This window comes from Microbispora bryophytorum, assembly GCF_043197435.1.
Lineage (GTDB): Bacteria > Actinomycetota > Actinomycetes > Streptosporangiales > Streptosporangiaceae > Microbispora > Microbispora bryophytorum.
Map to the genome: position 1 here is coordinate 877,067 of NZ_JBICTF010000001.1, position 19,147 is coordinate 896,213.

Sequence of the window (19,147 nt, forward strand, 5' to 3'; positions counted from 1 at the left end):
CTTCCCATCGTCTGAGTCTCCGGCTCGCCGTCGGTGCGCCCACCCATGCCCCTCCGGTTCGCCCGGCCCCCGGCGGCGCTTCGACCATGTGCGCCCATGAATGAACAACAAGGTTTCCAGCAAGCTTAGCGACCCGGCAAAGGCGGAGAACGCCCCAGGTCGAACGTGTTGGTAACGCTCCCACTCTTCATGAGGATGGCTCATATGAGCCCCGAAGGGAGTGCCATGACCGAGACGGCCGGGCAACCGCACACCACACCGGCCCGCGGCCTTCCCGCTCCCCCGTGGCCACTGGTCATGCTCGTGACGGGCGCCGCGCTCCTGTTCGACGTGGTGCGGGTGTTCCTGCCGTCCCTCATCACCCTGTACGGCAGAGCGGGCGAGACCGACCCCGCGAGCATGGGGATGTACGCCGCGCTGTGGTTCGTCCTGCCGTTCGCCGCCGTCCCCGTGGCGCGGCTCACCTCGCCCCGTATCGTCAGGACGGCGGGCGCGGTCGCACTCGTCGCGGCCCGGCTCGGCCTGCAGGCCGCGGACGGGGGCACGCCCCAGCTTCTGCTCGCCTCCGCCGGGGTCACGGCGGGCCTGGTCTTCCTCTACGGCTGCGCGCGGACGGTGGCGGGCACGTGGGTGCCGGCCGGGCTCGTCGGCGGCCTGGCCGGCGCGTCGATCCTCCACCTGGCCCTCGACCGGGTGGACCTCGTCTGGCGGGGAGGGCCGCTCCCCTGGCTCGCCGTCGCCGCGCTCTGCGCCGCCTTCCTCTGCGCCGCCTTCCTGCGGCCCGTACGGCTGTCGCCCGCGTCGCCCGTCCCCGCCCCGGCGGCCGTGTGGTTCGCCTTCGGCCCGATGCTCATGCTCGCGGGCATGTACTGCGGCGGCGCGGCCACGCTCGCGCAGGACACCGGCCAGCACAGCGGGCAGCACGGCGCGCCCTTCACCGCCCTGGCGGTCGTGCTGCAGGTCGCCGCGCTGTGCGCCGCCGTCGTCTGTGCCTGGACGACATCGTGGGGCGTGAGGACGCGGCGGAGCCGGTGGGCGTCGTGGGATCTGGCGGCCGGGCTCTTCCTCGTCGCCGGGGTGGCGGCGGCCGAGATCGGCGTGCAGGGCCTGCCCGCCCTCGTGACGACGGTCGCCCTCGGGGCCTGCGCCGGCGCCGCCGCGGAGAGCGCAGACGGGCACCCGGGCGTCGCGGAGAGCGCAGGCGGGCACGCGGGCGTCGCGGAGAGCGCAGACGGGCACGCGGCTGTTACGCGCACGGGCGGGCGCGAGGACACAGGCCGGCGCGGGGGCGTCGCGGCGCTGGGCGGGATGCTCGTGTTCCTGGTCGGGGCGTTCCTCTACTACGCGGCCTTCGACACGGATCTGGGCTTCCCCAACGCGCTGGTGCCGGTGGCCGTGGCCGTCCTGGTCGCCGTCCTGGTCGCCGTCGTGGCCGTGCGCGCGGGCCGGCGGCACCGGACCGCCGGGATCGACGCACAGGCTGCCCGGCGGGCGCCACGCCGATGGGTGTTGATCGCGCTGTCCCTGGCCCTGTCGCCCGCCCTCCTGACCGGCATCCTCACCTGGCAGTCGCCGCCCGCGACGAAAGCGATCACCGGGAACGAGTTCACGCTCGTGGCGTACAACATCCGGATGGGCTTCGGGCTCGGCGGGCGGCTCGACCTCGACCGCATCGCCGCCTGGGCCGCGACGCGGCGTCCCGACGTGGTGCTGCTCAGCGAGGTGGACCGGGGCTGGCTGCTCAACGGCGGACACGACGACCTGGCGAGGATCGCCCGCGGCCTGGGCATGCGCTACTACTTCGCCCCCGCCGCGGACCGGCTCTGGGGCGACGCGCTGCTCACGAACCTGCCCGTCGCAGAGATCGGCTCGACCCGGCTCGGCCGGCACGGATACCCGACGGGCGCGCAGGCCCAGTCGATCGTGCTGGACGTCGGCGGCCACGAGGTGGGCATCGTGAACACGCACCTGCAGGAACCGCGCGGGCAGGCGCCCGAGGTGGCGGCGATGGCCCGGCGGCTCGCCGCGAACACGCAGTCATCCGGCGCCGGCGAGGCCGGTACGCGACCGGTGATCGTGGCGGGAGACCTCAACACGACGCCGTCCGATCCCCAGATGCGCGTGCTGGAGGCCGCAGGCCTGTCCGACCCCCTGCGGGCGCTCGGCGACCCGCCGACCTCGCCCGCCGACGCCCCCGTGCGGCGCATCGACCACGTGCTGATCTCCGCAGGGCTCACCGCGGTGGCGGCCGTCGCGCCCCGGGTGCGGTTCTCCGACCACCTCCCGCTCGTCGTACGGCTCCGGCTGGATTAGGCCCGGACGGACCGTGTCGGCGGGCGGGCGTCCTACCGATGCCAACCAGGCGGGATAATCGACTACATGCGACTTTCTGCCCGTGTCGACTACGCCCTCCGTGCCGCCGCCGAACTCGCCGCGGCGGGTGAGGGACCCACCACGGTGGGCGAGCTGGCCAAGGAGCAGGAGATGCCCCCCAAATATCTGGAGAACATCCTGCTGCAGATGCGCCGCGCCGGACTGGTGCGCGGACAGCGCGGCCCAGAGGGGGGCTATGTCCTGGCACGCCCGGCCAGTCAGATCTCACTCGCCGACGTGATCCGCGCGGTGGACGGGCCGCTGGCCAACGTGCGCGGCGAGCGGCCAGAGCACGTCGGCTACCAGGGCGCCGCCCAGGCCCTGCAGCAGGTGTGGATCGCGCTGCGGGCGAGTGAGCGGGCCATTCTCGAAGAGGTCACCCTGGAGCAGATCGCCAAGGGCGAGCTGCCGCCCCGGGTGACCGATCTCGCCGCCGACCCGGCGGCGTGGAACTCGCACACGCCGGTGTGAGCCGCCTGAACCAGATCCTCCCGGGAGGAGAGCCGTGCCGGAGGGTGACGCCGTCTACCGGACCGCCAAGCGGCTCAGGCAGGCCCTCGACGGCCGCAGGCTGATCCGCAGCGACTTCCGGGTGCCCCGGTACGCCACCGCCGATCTGCGCGGCCGGACCGTGCTGACGACGGTCTCACGCGGCAAGCACCTCCTGACCCGGGTCGAGGGCGGGCTCACCGTCCACACCCACCTGCGCATGGAGGGAAGCTGGCGGGTGGACCCGGCGGGCCGTCCGGCTCCGCGCGGCGACGTGGTCCGACTGATCCTCGCCAACATCCAGTGGCAGGCGGTCGGCACGCGGCTGGGGATGGTCGATCTCGTGCCGACCGACCGTGAGGTACGGGTCGTGGGACACCTCGGCCCGGACCTGCTCGGGCCGGACTGGGACGCCGCCCTCGCCGTACGGAACCTGCTGCGCGCTCCGGCACGGACGATCGGGGAAGCCCTGCTCGACCAGCGCGACCTGGCGGGCCTCGGCACGATCTGGCGGGCCGAGACCCTGTACGCCGCGCGGATGTCCCCCTGGCGTCCGGTGGGCTCGATCCCGCAGGACGAGCTGGAGGCGCTGGTCGCGGTCGCCCATCGTCTGATCGACGCGAGCAAGGACGCGCCGCTCCCGGTGACGACGGGCGATCCGCGCCCCGGGCGGTCCCTGCTCGTCTACGGCAGGGCACGCCGCCCGTGCCGCCGCTGCGGCAGCCCGATCAGCGGCGGGGAGATGGGAGCGCAGCCGGCCGAGCGGCTGATCTACTGGTGCCCCGCCTGCCAGCAGAGCTGAGAGCCGACAATAGGGCGATACGTCGACACGAAGGGAATGCCGTGCCGCCCACCGCCGCCCGCGTCATGCTGCTCGTCCTGTACACCGATCGGCTGGAGGAGTGCCGTGCCTTCTACGGCGCGCTCGGCGTCGAATTCACCCGGGAGCGGCACGGCGAGGGCCCGCGGCACTACGCCGCCGTCCTGGCCGACGGCACCGTGTTCGAGCTGTACCCGGCGACCGCCGAGCGCAGAACCGGAGCCGTGCGGCTCGGTCTCCACCTGGACGGCGCCACCGCCGAGCCGCGGATGGAACCCGGCCGGCACCTCCTGACCGACCCTGACGGCAGGGTGGTCGAGATCCAGGCATCGTGACCGCCGCGGTCGGCGGCAGGGGCGGCCCCGGCGGGGAAGCCGGGGACGGGCCGCGACGAGACGGCCGCACAGAGACGAGGGGTGCCACGCGACCGAGGGGCGTGAGGACGCCACGGGACGGCGGCGCGGAAGAGACTCGGGTCATATAGACACGGAAACGGGCCTGCGGGGGCCAGGCGCCCACCCGTGGGATCGGGACAGGCACCCGGGTCCGGGTCCACCCGGACTGCGGGCGCGGAGCCACGCCTGACTTCTTCTCGCCGGGCGTGTCCTGACGAGCCGGTGTTATGGGGTCGTGGGAACGGTCAGGCGAAGTCGCGCAGACGCCGACCGCGGGCGAAGCGGGACGTCCAGGCGCCACCTAGGCGGCGACCATGTCCTTGACCTCGGGGAAACCCTCGAATTCCGGCCCTGCGGGGACGGTCTCCGGGATGGGCAGGCGCTCGTGCTCAGGCACCTCTGCCAGCACGGGGGCGGCCTGCAGTTCGGCCAGCGCGAACTGGTCGGACACCTCACGCAACACCTGGGACAGCGGGACCCCGAGTGCCCCGCAGATCGAGGCGAGCAGTTCGGAGGAGGCTTCCTTCTGACCGCGCTCGACCTCGGACAGATAGCCGAGTGAGACACGCGCCAGAGTGGAGACCTCGCGAAGGGTGCGATTCTGCCGCACCCTCAGCCGCCGCAGCACGTCACCGAGCAGCTGACGCAGCAGGATCATCTGTCGCTCCCTCCCCAAGGGTGGCGCCTTCACGACGCCTCTCACGGTGGGCTCATGTCGCCCCTTCTTCATCTGCCCTTCGTACATACGCCTCGCCGTCATCATGGGTTCGCTCGGCCCCTTCGCCGGGCGTGCGCCTGTCTTGCTCCTCGCCTTTGGCTCACGGACCTCACTCACAGCTCCACCGTACCTGTAGAGGGCAACACCGCGGCAGACCGAGGCGAGCATGTTCGCTGGGGACGTAACGCGGTAATCACCCCGGATGTTCCCCCAATTTTGCCTTCAGCACACCTTCCAGCAAGCTCAGCGCCTCCTGGCAGGTGGCAGTTCTAATACCGTCCCTGTCTCCGGTCAACCGCAGGTCGCGGTGCCAGAGCCGCTCTCCCGGTCCCGCCAGCGCGATGTGGACCGTGCCGACCGGCTTGCCGTCCTGGGGATCGGGGCCGGCGACCCCGGTCACCGCCAGGCCGTAGTCGGAGTCGGAGAGCTTGCGCACTCCCGTGGCCATGGCCGCGGCCACGCCGGGGTGCACCGCTCCCTCCCTGTCGAGGAGGTCGGACGGCACGCCGAGGACGCTCGCCTTGAGATCCGTGGCGTAGGCGATCACTCCGCCCCGGAAGGCGGCCGAGGCCCCCATCGGACCGGTCATCGCCGCCCCGATCAGGCCGCCCGTGAGCGACTCCGCCACGGCGACCGTCGCGCCCTGGCGAACCAGCAGCGACAGCACCTCGCTCGCCACGCCCATCATCGGCTTCGCGCGCTCCTCGCCACCTGCCGCAGCCGCACCGCCCGGACCACGTAGTCGGCGCCGGTCCCCACCGTGACCACCAGGGCGAGGCCCATGGCCACCCACCTGATCAGGTCAGGCACCCCCGGCACGATGTAGAGCGCGATGGCCACGATCTGCAGCACGGTCTTCACCTTGCCGCCGTAACTGGCCGGGATGACCCCGTGCCGGATCACGAGGAAGCGCAGCAGCGTCACCCCCGCCTCGCGGGCGATGATCACCACGGTGACCCACCACGGGACCTCACCGAGGTAGGAAAGGCTGAGCAGCGCGGCGCCGATCAGCGCCTTGTCCGCGATCGGATCGGCGATCTTGCCGAAGTCGGTGACCAGCGCGTACTTCCTGGCGAGCCAGCCGTCGAGCTGGTCGGTGAGGGACGCGAGCAGGAAGACGCCGAGGGCCGCCAGGCGCCAGCCCTCCCCCTCGACGAACAGGAAGACGATGAAGACGGGGACGATCGCCAGCCGGGCGATGGTCAGGACGTTCGCGATGTTCCAGGTGCTGACGTGGCGGATAGCGCCGTCTCCGGTGCCGTCCACGGCGGGCACGGCGGCGACCGGCGGCGCCGCGGGCTCCGGTGTCACCTCTCCCGGGCCCGCCACGTCCACCGGCGGCTCACCGCGCTCCGTCATGTGCCTGCCTTGATCCGGGCGATGAGGTCGACCCCCTCGGAGTCGACGGCGACCGCTTGGACGATCTGGCCGGGAACCAGCCCGATCCCCTGGACCGTGACCGCACCGTCCACCTCGGGGCCCTGGTGGGCCGCCCGGCCCTCGTATCCGCCGTCCCCGAGGTCCTCCTCGATCAGGACCTCCAGCTCGGTGCCGATGCGCTCCTCGGCCCGCTGGGCGGTCAGCTCCTCGGCGAGCTCGGTCAGCGTCGCGACCCGCTCGTCGATCACGTCCTGACCGAGCTTGCCCTCGAAGCCGTACGCGTCGGTGCCCTCCTCGTCGGAGTAGCCGAAGACGCCGATGACGTCCAGCCTGGCCTCCTCCAGGAAGCCCACCAGCTCGTCGAACTCCTCCTGGGTCTCCCCCGGGAATCCGACGATGAAGTTGGACCTGACGCCCGCCTCGGGCGCGCGGTCGCGGATCTGCGCGAGCAGGTCGAGGAACCGCTTGGGGTCGCCGAAGCGCCGCATCCGCCGCAGCACGGTCCCGCTGGCGTGCTGGAAGGACAGGTCGAAGTAGGGCACGACCCCCTCGGTGGAGGCGATCACGTCGAGCAGCCCGGGCCGCAGCTCGGCGGGCTGCAGGTAGCTGACCCGCACCCGCTCGATGCCCTCGGTCGCGGCGAGCGGGGGCAGCAGCTTCTCCAGCGCGCGCAGGTCGCCCAGGTCCTTGCCGTACGACGTGGAGTTCTCGCTGACCAGCACGAGCTCCCTGACGCCCTGTCCGGCCAGCCAGGCGGCCTCGGCGAGCAGGTCCTCCGGGCGGCGCGAGACGTACGAGCCGCGGAAGGCCGGGATCGCGCAGAACGTGCAGCGCCGGTCACAGCCGGACGCGAGCTTCATCGAGGCCACCGGCCCCGAGCCGAGCCGCTTGCGCAGCGTGCGCGGGCCGCTGGCGGGGGCGACGCCCTCCGGCAGCGGGTCCTCCTGGGCGTGACCGGGAATGTGGGCCCGGGCGGCCGCGCGCTCCACCGGTGTGATCGGCAGGAGCGTGCGGCGGTCCCGCGGCGAGTGCGGGACCAGCGGCCTGCCCGCGAGGACGTCGTCGAGACGCTCCCCGATCGCGGCGTAGTCGTCGAAGGAGATCACGGTCGCCTCGGGCAGGGCGCCGGCGAGCTGCGCGCCGTACCGTTCGGCCATGCAGCCCGCCGCCACCACCTTCGCGCCCGAGTCGGCCGCGGCGAGCAGGGTGTCGATGGAGTCCTTCTTCGCCGAATCGATGAAGCCACACGTGTTGACGACGACGACGTCGGGATCGTCGTCATCGGTGTGCCAGCCGGCGGCCTCCAGCCGCGCGGCCAGCTCCTCGGAGTCGACCTCGTTGCGGGCGCAGCCCAGCGTGATCAGCGATACGGTTCGGCGAGAAGACATGATGCGAACTACGGTATCGGCAGTCGGCGATTAACGGGGACTCGGGCCACCCGCGTCGAAGGTCCGGCGGATCATCTGGCCGTCCTTGCCGGGCGTGCCGAGGTCCCTTCCGTTGACCTCCAGCCGCACCGCCCCCGCGTCGCCGATGGTCACCTTCATCCGGTCCTTGGCCGAATAGGTCGTGGTCTTGCCCTCGGGCAGCGTTCCCTGAAAGATCTCCTTGCCCTTGGCGTCCTTGACGCTGAGGTAGGACTGCTTGCGCGCGGTGACCTTCACCACCACGACGCCGGGCGCGAGGGCCTCCTCGACGGTCTTCTTCTCGTGGCCCTTGTCGTGACGCGCGTGCGGCGCGGTCACCGGGAGCTGGGCGGCCGTCGGGCCCGTCTTCCCGCCGGAGCCCCCGAGCATCCGCGCGATGACGACGACCGCGACGATGGCCAGGGCCACCGCGACGGCCATCGTCCAGTTGGGGGCCCTGCGGGCCCGCTCCCCCACGTCGCCCCTGAACACCGCCGACGCCTTGACCGGTGACGCGATGTCGGCGTTCTCCTGCTCGTACTGCCGCAGGATCTCGTCCGGGTCCAGACCGAGGTCGGAGGCGATGGTCCGGATGTGCCCCCGCGCGTAGAAGTCGCCCACCGAGAAGTCGTCGCGCTCGAAGCGTTCGATGACGGTCTCACGCACCCGCGTGCGCTCGCTGAGCTGACGCACGGTCAGTCCGGCGCGCTCACGGGCTTCGGCCAAAACAGCACCAACGCTCATCGTTCCGCCCCCCTGTCTCCAACCGCACCGTCTTCCAGCTCGCCCCACGATGCGTAGTTAGTCACATTCAATCAGTAACTAACTACGGAGGGTACCCATGAGTGGACGCGGAGCAACTCTCCTGTCACTTCCGCAACGGTTTCAGGGCAAGACGAGAGGGACGCGGCCGCCGACCGGCACGCGTCGTGAGCGACGGGCTCTCAGCCGGTCTCCCCGCGCATCTCGGCGAGCAGGCCGGGCAGGTCGTCGGGCTTGGCGAGCACCTCGCGGGCCTTGGACCCCTCGCTCGGGCCGACCACGTTGCGGCTCTCCAGCAGGTCCATCAGCCGACCGGCCTTGGCGAAGCCCACGCGCAGCTTGCGCTGGAGCATGGACGTGGAGCCGAACTGGGTCGACACGATCAGCTCGGTGGCCTGGATCAGCAGGTCGAGGTCGTCGCCGATCTCCTCGTCGACCTCCCGCTTGGCGGCGGCGGGCGCGGCGACGTCCTCCCGATACTCGGCCTGCATCTGGGCCTTGCAGTGGGCGACGATGTCCGCGATCTCCTTCTCGGAGACGAACGCGTTCTGCAGCCGCATCGGCTTGCTCGCGCCCATGGGCAGGAACAGCGCGTCGCCCTGCCCGACGAGCTTCTCGGCTCCCGGCTGGTCGAGGATGACCCGCGAGTCGGCCAGCGAGGAGGTGGCGAACGCCAGCCGCGAGGGCACGTTCGCCTTGATCAGACCGGTGACGACGTCCACGGACGGCCGCTGGGTGGCGATGACCAGGTGGATGCCGGCGGCCCGGGCGAGCTGTGTGATGCGGACGATCGAGTCCTCCACGTCGCGCGGCGCGACCATCATCAGGTCGGCCAGCTCGTCCACGATCACCAGCAGGTACGGGTACGGCTGGTAGACGCGCTCGCTGCCCGGCGGCGGCACCAGCTTGCCCGCGCGCACGGCCTTGTTGAAGTCGTCCACGTGCCGGAAGCCGCTGGCCGCGAGGTCGTCGTACCGCCGGTCCATCTCGCCCACCACCCATTCGAGGGCCTCGGCGGCCTTCTTCGGGTTGGTGATGATGGGCGTGATGAGGTGCGGGATGCCCTCGTACGAGGTGAGCTCGACCCGCTTGGGGTCGACCAGCACCATGCGGACCTCGTCGGGCGTGGCCCGCAGAAGGATCGAAGAGATCAGCCCGTTGATGCAGGTCGACTTGCCCGCGCCGGTGGCGCCCGCGATGAGGATGTGCGGCATCTTGGCCAGGTTGGCCACGATGGTGCGCCCCTCGACGTCCTTGCCGAGCCCGACGATCATCGGGTGGTGGTCGGCCTGGGCCACCCGCGAGCGCAGCACGTCGCCGAGCGACACGAGGTCCTTGTCGACGTTGGGGATCTCCACGCCGATCGCCGACTTGCCGGGGATGGGAGACAGGATCCGGACGTCCGCGGACTTGACGGCGTAGGCGATGTTCTTGGTGAGCGCGGTGACCTTCTCCACCTTGACGGCCGGGCCCAGCTCGATCTCGTACCTGGTCACCGTCGGGCCCCGGGTGAAGCCGACCACCTGCGCGTCGATGGCGAACTGCTCCAGCACGCTGGTCAGCGCGTTCACGACCGTCCGGTTGGCCTTGGTCTCCTGCTTGGGCGCGCTGCCCGGGCGCAGCGTCGTGAGGTCCGGCAGCGTGTACGGCCCCTCCTGGCTGGACAGGACGAGCTGCTCCACCTTGCGCGGCGCGGGGGTCGGCAGCGGAGGCTGAGGCACCGGCTTGGGTATCTCCGGCTCGGTCGGCTCGGCCGACTCCGCGACGTCGTCCATGAGGCCGGGGACGATCTCCGGCGAGTGCTCCTTGTCCGACAGCACGGGCGTGTCGTACGGCTTGACGCCGTCGCCGCCCTCGGCGTCGCGCCTGCCGCCCTGCTGCTTGCGCGTGCGCCTCCTGGCCGGTGCGGGGGTCTTGCGGGGCTCCCCGGTCTCCTCCGGCCGGTGGAAGAGCATGTGCTGGATCTCGGCGAGGCGCTCGGGGACGCGGTGGACCGGAGTCGCGGTGATCACCAGCAGGCCGAAGCCGGACAGCATCACCAGCAGCGGGATCGTGATGAACGCCGGCAGGATGCTCGACGGCGGAGCCGAGACGATGAAGCCGATCATGCCGCCCGCCGCCGACACGTTGTCCATGCCGTCGTTGGGCCCCCCGGAGGGGTACGGCGTGCCGTGGGCGACGTGCACGATCCCCAGGATCCCGGCCAGCAGCGCGGTCCAGCCGATGCCCATCCTGCCGGTCTCGGCGTTCTGGTCGGGGTGGCGCAGCAGCCGCCAGGCGAGCAGCGCGAGCAGCACGGGCACCGCCCAGGCGAGCGATCCCACCGTCCCGCGCACCACGGCGTCGACGAACTCGGCGAATCCCGTCTTGGTTTCCCGCCAGGTCAGGGCGGCGAGCACGATGGCGCCCGCGAGCACCGACAGCCCCTGCCCGTCGCGGCGGTGCGCGGGGTCGAGGTCGCGGGCTCCCTGCCCGAGCGCCCGCGCCGCCATGCCCACGCCGTTCGCCACCAGCATCCACATGCCGATGACGAGCTTGCCGATCACGAGGAAGAACCAGCTGATCGGGTCCTGTCCGGTGGCGACCGGCCGCTTGGGCGCGGGCCGGGGCGCCGCCCTGCCTCGGGAGCCCGCAGGGGATCGCTTCGCGGAAGCCGTACGGGATCCGGAGCGCGAGGCGGGGCGCTTGCCGGACCCCTGTCCGGACGTACGGGTGGCCATGATGCCGAAGTTACCCCGGATGCGAGCGATTACCGGGGCGGCGCGCCGGAAGGCCGCCCCGCGAGGCGCTGCCGTCCGGGGCGCCGCCGGGGTCCCCGCCGGGGTCGCCGTCTGGGGTGCCGTCTGGGGCGCTCCGCCCGTCGAGGAGCGCGGTCACCCGCCTGCGACCGTCCTCGTCCGCCGGCACCTGCAGCACCAGCAGGAGATCGGGGTGCTCCGCCGGGCGCAGCTGGAACATCTCCAGATCCAGCCGCCCGATCTCCGGGTGGTCGATCGCGACCGTCGCGGGCCTGAACCTGCGGACCGGGTAGTCCGCCCACCACTCCCGGAACTCCGGGCTGGCCTCGCTCAGCTCCGCCACCAGCGCCGTGAAGGCGGGGTCTCCCTGCCGGTGTCCCATCGCGGCGCGGAACTGGCTGATCAGGGCGCGGGCGGCGGGTTCCCAACGGACCATCCGGGCGCGGTTGCCAGCGTCGGTGAACATCATCCACAGCAGGTTCCGCCTGCCCGGCGGGAGCGTCAGCGGATCGTGGCGGAGCAGGGTGTAAGGGGTGTTCCAGGCCAGATAGTCGAAGCGCGCGTCGTACACGGAGGCGGCGTTCGGGGCGGCGGCGTCCACCAGGCGCCGCAGCCGGTCCCGCGGCCGCTCCGCCTCGCCGGACGGTGTGTCCGGCGTGTCCGGCGTGTCCGGTGGGGCCAGCCCGGCCAGGTCGCGCAGGTGGCGGTGTTCGTCGGGATCGAGCAGCAGCGCACGGGCCAGCGCGTCGATCACCTGCGCCGACGCCGAGATGTCCCGTCCCTGTTCCAGGTAGGTGTACCAGGTGACGCCGACACCCGAGAGCTCGGCGATCTCCTCGCGGCGCAGGCCGGGGGTGCGGCGCAGGGCCGGATCGCCTTCCGGCAGGCCGACGTCGGCCGGATGCAGGCGGGCCCGCCGGGCGCGGAGGAACGCTCCGAGCTCGGCCCTGCGGCCCGACGCCCTGGCGCGGCGGCCGGGCGCGTTACTGGCAGCACGAGTGCCAGGACCGCCGGACGCCGTCTCGTTATCGTGACGTCCATGATCCATCACACCGCGAGTCTGCCACGGAGGTAGGCGCCATGAGCGATCCCGTACTAGTGGTCGGCGCAACGGGCCAGCAGGGCGGCGCGACCGCGCGCCGACTGCTCGCCCGCGGCCGGAGCGTACGCGCCCTGGTGCGCGACCCGGGCGGTTCCGCCGCGAGGGCCCTGGAGGAGTCGGGGGCGGAACTCGCCGTGGGCGACCTCGACGACGAGGGGTCGCTGCGCCGCGCGATGGGGGGCGTTGACGGGGTCTTCCTGGCGCTGACCATGATGCAGGGCCCCAAGATCACCGTCGAGGGCGCCGCCGCCGAGGAGCGGCGGGGCCTGACGGTGGCCCGGCTGGCGGCCGAGATCGGCACGGGCCACCTGGTGTACAGCTCGGTCCCCGGCACGGACCACCCTTCCGGAATCCCCCACATCGAGAGCAAGGCACGGATCGAGCGCGAGATCCACGCGCTCGGGCTGCCGGCGACGATCCTGCGCCCGGTCTCCTTCATGGAGAACTTCACGACCTACAACCGGCCGGTGCTGGAGGACGGCACGCTGGTCGTGCGGCTCCCCGCGCAGCCCGGCACCCCGATGCAGCTGATCGGCGTCGAGGACATCGGGGTGTTCGCCGCCCTCGCCTTCGAGCGCCCCGGACGCTTCCTCGGCCGTACGGTCGACCTGGGCGGCGACGAGCTCACCCCGCCTGAGATCGCCGCCACGTTCGGCCGGGTGTGCGGCCTCCCGGCCCGCTTCGAACGGACGCCAATCGAGCAGGTGCGCGCGTTCGACCAGTGGGTGGCCCGGATGTTCGAGTTCTTCGAGGAGCGACCGCCCGCACAGGTCGAGCTGCGGGCCCTGCGCTCCGAGCACCCGGGCCTGATGACCTTGGAAACGTGGCTGCGCGCCACCGGCTGGAAAGCGTGAGGGTCAAGGACATGACCGACGGACTGCTGCTGCCGCCGGGAGGCGGCGACACGATTCAGGCGATGACGCTGAAGGTCGGCGCGGAGCAGACGGCGGGGTGGTCGGTCTTCGAGGCCGTGGTCGCCCCCGGTTTCGACGTCGGGGCGCATCTGCATCACGAGGCGGAGGAGATGTTCTACGTCATCGACGGCGAGCTCGACCTCCTCGCCTTCCATCCGGCCGGCGCGGCGGGCTCCGACTGGCGGTCCTGGCGGTCGGACAGCGGCGCCGAGGTGCTGCGGGGCGGGCCCGGGAGCTTCATGCACGTGCCGGCCGGCTGCCCCCACGCGTTCTTCAACCCCGGCCAGGAACCGGCCCGGATGCTGTTCGTCGTGACCCCGGCGGGTCACGAGACCTACCTGCGGGAGCTCACCCGGATGCTGGCCGCGGGGCCGCCGGACCAGGCAGAGATCACGGCGCTGCGCGCCCGGCACGACATCCAGCAGCTGACCCCGCTCACGAACCGCGCCTGACCGCGACTCCCCCGGCGGGCGGTGGCGCACCCGGCTGGACCGCGCCGTCTCGGGAACCCGCCGGGGCTTCCTTCTTCGCGGAATGATGCCAAGCCGTGATGCCGACGTCAGTCGCGAGGCGGGGAGACACCCCGCAAGCCGGCGGAACGAGCCGGGCGCGTCAGTCTCGCGACGAGCCGCCTCACCCGTGGTCCGTGCCTGCGGAGCCAGGCCCTCACCCACACCCCCTGGTAGCCGGCGACGACTCCCAGCGTCACCAGTGCGTCGACGACACCGAGCACGTCGTCGTGCCGGGAGAGCCCGTCGATGGACCGGGCGACCAGCGCGACGGTGAAGGGGACGGAGATCAGGAGAAAGACGCCGAGGCAGAGCCCCGTTCCGGCGACGAGGAGCGCGCTGTAGAGCCTGACGAACCGGCGTTGCCGGCGCTCCAGCCCGGCGAGCGGGTCCGAGGTGGACGCCCGAGCGACCCGGCGAAGCAGATGCAGGACGAAGGCGGTGGCGTCTGCGTAGAGGTTGCGGCACCCCGCCAGATCCTGGACCAGGAAATACAGGTCGGTGCGCATGAAGACGAAGAACTGCAACGCCAGCCCTGTCATCTCGGTGAGAGCGATGACGGACAGCAGCACGTTGCCGCCGAACAGTGCCATCCCCAGCAGGCAGCCGGCCAGGACGCTCGCGTCCACCGCTATCCCCGCCAGGTAGACGGTCAGGCGGATCCGCCGCTCGGCGAGCCAGATGCCGGAGACATCGGTCTGCGCGGCCAGGAACTGAAGCCGTGTGTCCACCCGGATGCGTCCCGGGACTCCCGCGGCCCGCGCGGTGAGGAGGTGGGCGAGCTCGTGGAGTGAGACCAGCACCGCCACCAGGGCGACTTCACTCAGCACGATCAGTGTGCCGTGGTCGCTCCAGAGCAAGGAGTGCCACCGGGGAACGACCTCGGGCCGGAGCACCGCGGCGACGAATCCGCTGAACACGAGCAGGCCGAGTGCGGCGTGCAGCACCGGGCTCAGCGTCCATCGCACCATCCGCCCGGTTATCCGGGGAAGCGACGGCGCAGGGGTTCCGGCGTCGGCGAAAACTCGATCGCCGATCGACTCCACCATCCCCACGGCCGCCAGGTCGTCCACGAACGCGGACACGTCGAGCTCCGCCCTCAGCTCGGTTCTGAGCTCCTCGCGGGTCTCGGGGATCGTCCGCCCGCTGTCGAGCAGTTCGATCGCACGCTTCCCGGCATGGGGCACCGCGATGCACACGCCGGTCTCCACCCGCCCGACGACCCACCCGTCCCCGTCCTCGCGAAATCCCAGGGGGCGCAGCCGGACACGCGTCATCGCGCTGGTACGCCGATCCGGGGCGGGGCCAGCGGCATCACCCGCTTGTCCACGTACGCCAGCAGGTCTTCACCGCGGTCGTACAGGGAGGACACGATGGAACCCCACGTACGGACGGCTTCGTCGTCGTCTATCCTCCGCGCGCCGCGACACGCGCCGCCCTGCTCGTACTGAACGTGGTACATCCGCCTGCCGGGAAACACGACGAGCTCCGGAAGGGGGCCGTCCATCTCGATGGCGGCCACCTCGCGGGCGTCCAGAACCCTGCCGCGCTCTCCCAGGCGCATGCGCAGGGCGAGGAGGTGCAGTTCCCACTGCAGGTACGCGGTGAGGGGCGTCTCGACGACCCGCACGCGCCGCAGTTCTCCCTTGGCGGGAAGATCCGCGGCGATCGTTGCCCGGGCCTCGTCCAGCAACTCGAGGGACCGCCGCCAGTCTCCCTCTCGCATCGCGTTCCAGCTCGGGTTCGGCCCTTCGTCGAAGGACTGGGCGCGCTCCAGTTTCCAGATCACACCGTCGACGTCGTGAAAGATTTCCAGGAAATCCGCCGCATACTCCTCCATGGGCAGCATCGTGCCCGGTACGGCCTCCAGTCGGGGTATTTTCATGCCTCACCAGTATTCATTCTCACAAACCGATGGCCCGGATGGCGATCGGAAGATCGACCGTCCGGACCATCGCCGGTCAGCTGTTCGAGTTCCCGCTGTAGGTTTGCGTGGTCTCGATTCTGTCAAGCAGCCGGATTGATATCTTTCCAACCACGTCATCGATCTCGGCAGGCTCCTGCACCGCCGGCTCCTGTCGCTCCATTTCCTACCTCCTCCTGTCGCGGTTGCTTTTCACGGTAGGCCGGGTCATATTAGGCGTCAATACCGCCGTTGGGGTTCCCGCGCTGTCGTGTGGCGCAGCCGGCGCATTCCGGAGAAGCTCCGTGGAGCGTGTAGACATGCTGTTCGGGAGCGACCAGATTTATTCCGGTAACGTGGCTGCGCAGTGTCGCCGGAATGCCCGCCAGCATTGAGATGACAGCCTGCGCGGTGAGATGACCGGAAATACCGGCGGAGGGTGCCAGCACTCCCGGCCCCCCGAGGTCGACGTGGACTCCGGGCGTGGTCGTCGCCTCGATCGTCGCGGTGAGGCACTCGTAGCACGGCCCGTCGGCGGTGAAGACCCCGACGCTGACGAGAGGACCGCGATACCCCCCGACCGCCCAGGGCACCCCGGCCGTCAGGCACGCCCGGTTGGCCCAGATCCGGATGCCGTCCCGGCCGCGAGGTTCGTCCGCGCACAGGGCGAGCGCGTCGAACCCGGTCAGCAGTGCGGACAGATCCGCCACGCTCTCGACGGCCCGGGTCTGTCCGGTCACGTGGACATTCGAGTTGACCCGGCCGAGGCGGTCCACCACCACGTCGGCCTTCGGTTTGCCGAGGTCCGCCTCGGTGAACAGCGCCTGACGGGTGAGGTTCGACAGCTCCACCACATCACGGTCGACGCAGTGGATCGTCCCGACGCCCGCGGCGGCCAGCGCCCAGGCGGCGTGGCTACCGGTGCCGCCGAGTCCCAGGACCAGCACGCGTGCGCGCTTCAGCGCGACCTGCGCCTCCCACCCGTGTGCCCGGGGCACGAGATCCACCCAGCGGAAGAACGCGAGGTTCCGAGAATATCGCTCCATCTCCGCCGCGCTGAGATCACTCGGCGGCCGGGCCGCCGCGTCCTCCAAGTAGCCGGATCGCAGCAGCAGGTCCACGACGCCGGTCGCGTGCGCTCTCCGCAGGCCGGGAAACAGTACGCACAGGTGATCGGCGACGTCGGAGGGCGTGCGGGTTCCGTCCATCGCGGACAGCGCGGCCCATGCATGACCGTTCGGATCCGATATCTCCCCGGCGATCCCGTAGATGGAGCCGCCGATGCGAATCCTGTCGTGCCCTAATCGGTAGGGCCGATGCTCGGCCTTAACTCTCGGCAACCGCAAGCCGACCTCCACGACCGGAGGAGACGATCACGACACCGGGAACTTATCAATTCGAATTGCGCTCGGTCAATGTCTGTTCACAAATGCGCCGAACGCGCGATCCCGCACCGCGGGAAATAGCCGAAGACCGGAAAGAGGCCGGCCGTTATGCATGTGCGGGACAGGCCGCCGAGCCGGCCGGCCCATAGAATCGCCGCGCCCGGATGATTTCTAGATTTCTTCTGGACGCGGCGGGTGCGGCAGGGCGGCGGGCGCGTCAGTAGGCGCGGCGCTGCCGCATGGCGGAGCGTTCGATGCGCTCGCGCGCCTCCAGGAGGCAGGAGGCGATCTCCTTCTCCCGCTCGGGTGTGAGGCGCGGGATCGGCACCGAGCAGCTGATGGCGTCGCGCGGCGGGTCGCTGATGTGCAGCGCGACGCCGAAGCACCGCAGCCCCTCGGTGTTCTCCTCGCGGTCCACCGCGTAGCCCTGCTTGCGCACCCGGTGCAGGTCGACGAGCAGCTCCTCGGCGTCCACGATCGTATGGGCCGTCAGCGACGGCAGCTCGGCGGGCAGCATCGCGCGCACCTCGCCCTCGTCCCTGCTCGCCAGGATCGCCTTGCCGAGCGACGTGGTGCTCGCGGGCAGGCGCCGGCCCACCCGCGAGAACGGCCGCAGGTAGTGCCGCGAGGCGCGCGTGGCGAGGTACACGATGTCGAAGTGGTCGAGACGGGCGAGGTGCACCGTCTCGCCCGTGACCTCGGCCAGCCAGTCCAGCGCGTCGTGCGCGAGCTGGACCACCGGATCGCCGTCGATGTACGTCGCCCCGACCAGCAGAGCCCGCATGCCGATCCGGTAGAGCGTGCCGGTGACGTCGGTCTCGATCCAGCCGAGGTCGACCAGCGTGCGCAGCAGAGCGTGCAGGCTGCTCTTGGGGTAGCCCAGCTTGCCCTGTAGGTCGGTGAGGCTGTGCAGTCCGGGATACTGCGCGAAGAAGTCGAGCAGCTCGACCGTCCGGAGTGCCGACTTCACGTGCGGCACGGGTTCCGCCATGTGTTGTAACCTCCCTGACCCGCCTGTCCGCCTCCTATTGTGAGCCGGTTCCCCAGGAGGCGACCGTCCGGGAGGCGATGTAGTCCGTATCCAGATCATCCCCTAGTCCGGGAGTGTCCGGCATCCGCACCTTTCCGCCGGCGAGCGGGTCGACGATCGAGCGCAGGTGCGGGGCGGGCGTGTCGTAGTCCGAGTGCGGGTGCAGCAGGCCCCGTTCGTACCACTGCCCGCACAGCGTGGCGCCGATCACGGCGAGGGCGCCGGAGCCGTTCCCGTGGATCTCGCAGTCCATGCCGAACGACTCGGCCAGGTGGACCGCCTTGATCGCCGGGATGATGCCGCCGGAGCCGACCACGCCGACCCTGAGGATGTCACAGGCCCCCGCGGCCACCCACTCGGCCCGCGCCATGTGCTTGCCCCAGGAGGTCTCCGGCCCGAGGATCGGCGTCCTGAGCTGGTCGGCGAGCCATCGGTACGACTGCACCGAGGCCTCCTCCATGGGCTCCTCGTACCACGCGAAGTTCAGCTCGTCGAGGGCCCTGCCGAGGGTCAGGGCCTCGGAGCGGGAGTACCAGTGGTTGCTGTCGAGCATGAGCGCGACGTCCGGGCCGACCGCCTCCCGGACCGCGGCGCACGCCTCGATGTCGCGGTCCACGCCGTACGGCATGGGCGGCATCCAGGTGTGCAACTTGATACCGCGGTAGCCCCGGGAGACGAGTTCCTTGGCGAAGGCGGCGTAGTCCTCGGGGGTGGCCAGGCCGCCGGGGATGTCGTCGCCGCACATCGTGCTCGCGTAGGCGGGCACCTCGGATCGGGCGCCGCCGAGGAGCTTCCAGACCGGCAGGCCGAGCCTGCGCCCGGCGAGATCCCACAGGGCCTGGTCGGCCGCGCTGAGCGCGCGGTCGGACAGGTTGCCCTGGGCGCCCCGCTGACGGCGGGCGACGCGGTGCCACAGCCGCTCCCGGTCGAGGCTGTCCTGACCGATCAGCGCCGGCCCGATGTGGCCGGTGATCACCGTCTCCCTGACGGTGTCCGGCGCGGCCAGGCAGTGTCCGGTCGCGCCGTCGCTGTCGGTGACGGTCAGCAGCGCCTCCCGCACCTCCCGCGGCGGGCCGGGATGCCGGTGGCCGTGCCCGTCCACCACGGACCTGGTGACCGTGGTGAAGACCGTGACGATGACGCGTTCGACGACCGCCATGACTCTTCCCTCTCTCGACGATTCCGGAGGAGGGCCGGTGCGGGGTCAGGGACGCACCGGCCCG

18 protein-coding genes are annotated in these 19,147 nt (G+C 71.4%); 6 read left to right on the forward strand and 12 right to left on the reverse strand.

Annotated elements, in window-relative coordinates:
• The first annotated feature begins 225 nt into the window (after positions 1–225).
• The 4 genes from ACGFIB_RS04070 to ACGFIB_RS04085 all read left to right on the forward strand — a co-directional run bounded on the left by ACGFIB_RS04070 (position 226) and on the right by ACGFIB_RS04085 (position 4,017).
• Positions 226–2,313, forward strand: coding sequence for an endonuclease/exonuclease/phosphatase family protein (locus tag ACGFIB_RS04070; protein WP_393368284.1), 2,088 nt, complete (start codon positions 226–228; stop codon positions 2,311–2,313).
• A gap of 66 nt (positions 2,314–2,379) precedes the next feature.
• A complete protein-coding gene (locus tag ACGFIB_RS04075; RefSeq protein ID WP_142575256.1) occupies positions 2,380–2,844 on the forward strand; it encodes an RrF2 family transcriptional regulator in 465 nt (154 codons plus the stop codon).
• A 34-nt stretch (positions 2,845–2,878) separates the two neighbouring features.
• Entirely contained in the window at positions 2,879–3,664 is a 786-nt protein-coding gene (locus ACGFIB_RS04080; RefSeq protein ID WP_191051874.1) for an Fpg/Nei family DNA glycosylase, read from the forward strand.
• Between the two features lie 65 nt (positions 3,665–3,729).
• Complete coding sequence (locus ACGFIB_RS04085; RefSeq protein ID WP_189105091.1) at positions 3,730–4,017, forward strand: VOC family protein; 288 nt, start codon at positions 3,730–3,732, stop codon at positions 4,015–4,017.
• A 361-nt stretch (positions 4,018–4,378) separates the two neighbouring features.
• Here ACGFIB_RS04085 and ACGFIB_RS04090 read toward each other — a convergent pair whose 3' ends face one another.
• The 7 genes from ACGFIB_RS04090 to ACGFIB_RS04120 all read right to left on the reverse strand — a co-directional run bounded on the left by ACGFIB_RS04090 (position 4,379) and on the right by ACGFIB_RS04120 (position 12,129).
• Positions 4,379–4,735 carry a helix-turn-helix domain-containing protein gene (locus ACGFIB_RS04090; protein ID WP_139576123.1) on the reverse strand — a complete coding sequence of 119 codons (357 nt, stop codon included), beginning with the start codon at positions 4,733–4,735 and terminating at the stop codon, positions 4,379–4,381.
• Positions 4,736–4,988: 253 nt separating this feature from the next.
• Positions 4,989–5,483: a CinA family protein gene (locus tag ACGFIB_RS04095; protein WP_142575259.1), complete on the reverse strand. Its 495-nt coding sequence runs from the start codon at positions 5,481–5,483 to the stop codon at positions 4,989–4,991.
• Positions 5,480–6,154: a CDP-diacylglycerol--glycerol-3-phosphate 3-phosphatidyltransferase gene (pgsA, locus tag ACGFIB_RS04100; protein ID WP_393368286.1), complete on the reverse strand. Its 675-nt coding sequence runs from the start codon at positions 6,152–6,154 to the stop codon at positions 5,480–5,482. Before pgsA ends, ACGFIB_RS04095 begins: the two co-directional genes overlap by 4 nt.
• Entirely contained in the window at positions 6,151–7,563 is a 1,413-nt protein-coding gene (gene rimO, locus ACGFIB_RS04105; protein ID WP_142575261.1) for a 30S ribosomal protein S12 methylthiotransferase RimO, read from the reverse strand. Before rimO ends, pgsA begins: the two co-directional genes overlap by 4 nt.
• A gap of 30 nt (positions 7,564–7,593) precedes the next feature.
• A complete protein-coding gene (locus ACGFIB_RS04110; protein WP_191051872.1) occupies positions 7,594–8,307 on the reverse strand; it encodes a helix-turn-helix domain-containing protein in 714 nt (237 codons plus the stop codon).
• A 218-nt stretch (positions 8,308–8,525) separates the two neighbouring features.
• Entirely contained in the window at positions 8,526–11,063 is a 2,538-nt protein-coding gene (locus ACGFIB_RS04115; protein WP_357248559.1) for a DNA translocase FtsK, read from the reverse strand.
• Positions 11,064–11,073: 10 nt separating this feature from the next.
• On the reverse strand, positions 11,074–12,129 hold the full coding sequence (locus tag ACGFIB_RS04120) for a helix-turn-helix transcriptional regulator (protein ID WP_357248557.1): 1,056 nt from the start codon (positions 12,127–12,129) through the stop codon (positions 11,074–11,076).
• Between the two features lie 32 nt (positions 12,130–12,161).
• Between ACGFIB_RS04120 and ACGFIB_RS04125 the strand changes: the two genes are divergently transcribed.
• Both ACGFIB_RS04125 and ACGFIB_RS04130 read left to right on the forward strand, forming a co-directional pair.
• Positions 12,162–13,037, forward strand: a complete 876-nt coding sequence (locus ACGFIB_RS04125) for an NmrA/HSCARG family protein (protein WP_393368289.1) — start codon at positions 12,162–12,164, stop codon at positions 13,035–13,037.
• 11 nt (positions 13,038–13,048) lie between these two features.
• On the forward strand, positions 13,049–13,549 hold the full coding sequence (locus ACGFIB_RS04130; RefSeq protein WP_357248552.1) for a cupin domain-containing protein: 501 nt from the start codon (positions 13,049–13,051) through the stop codon (positions 13,547–13,549).
• Between the two features lie 107 nt (positions 13,550–13,656).
• On the opposite strand, the gene ACGFIB_RS04135 is transcribed toward ACGFIB_RS04130, so the two are convergent.
• The 5 genes from ACGFIB_RS04135 to ACGFIB_RS04155 all read right to left on the reverse strand — a co-directional run bounded on the left by ACGFIB_RS04135 (position 13,657) and on the right by ACGFIB_RS04155 (position 19,083).
• Positions 13,657–14,883: a hypothetical protein gene (locus ACGFIB_RS04135; RefSeq protein WP_357248549.1), complete on the reverse strand. Its 1,227-nt coding sequence runs from the start codon at positions 14,881–14,883 to the stop codon at positions 13,657–13,659.
• Positions 14,880–15,446, reverse strand: coding sequence for a DUF6879 family protein (locus ACGFIB_RS04140; RefSeq protein WP_393368292.1), 567 nt, complete (start codon positions 15,444–15,446; stop codon positions 14,880–14,882). Before ACGFIB_RS04140 ends, ACGFIB_RS04135 begins: the two co-directional genes overlap by 4 nt.
• Positions 15,447–15,742: 296 nt before the next feature.
• The gene (locus ACGFIB_RS04145; protein ID WP_393368294.1) at positions 15,743–16,867 is read right to left on the reverse strand and encodes a HesA/MoeB/ThiF family protein; all 1,125 of its coding nucleotides are present in this window, start codon (positions 16,865–16,867) and stop codon (positions 15,743–15,745) included.
• Positions 16,868–17,111: 244 nt separating this feature from the next.
• A complete protein-coding gene (locus tag ACGFIB_RS04150; RefSeq protein ID WP_142575270.1) occupies positions 17,112–17,885 on the reverse strand; it encodes an IclR family transcriptional regulator in 774 nt (257 codons plus the stop codon).
• Between the two features lie 34 nt (positions 17,886–17,919).
• Positions 17,920–19,083 carry an enolase C-terminal domain-like protein gene (locus ACGFIB_RS04155; protein WP_357248541.1) on the reverse strand — a complete coding sequence of 388 codons (1,164 nt, stop codon included), beginning with the start codon at positions 19,081–19,083 and terminating at the stop codon, positions 17,920–17,922.
• Positions 19,084–19,147: the final 64 nt, after the last annotated feature.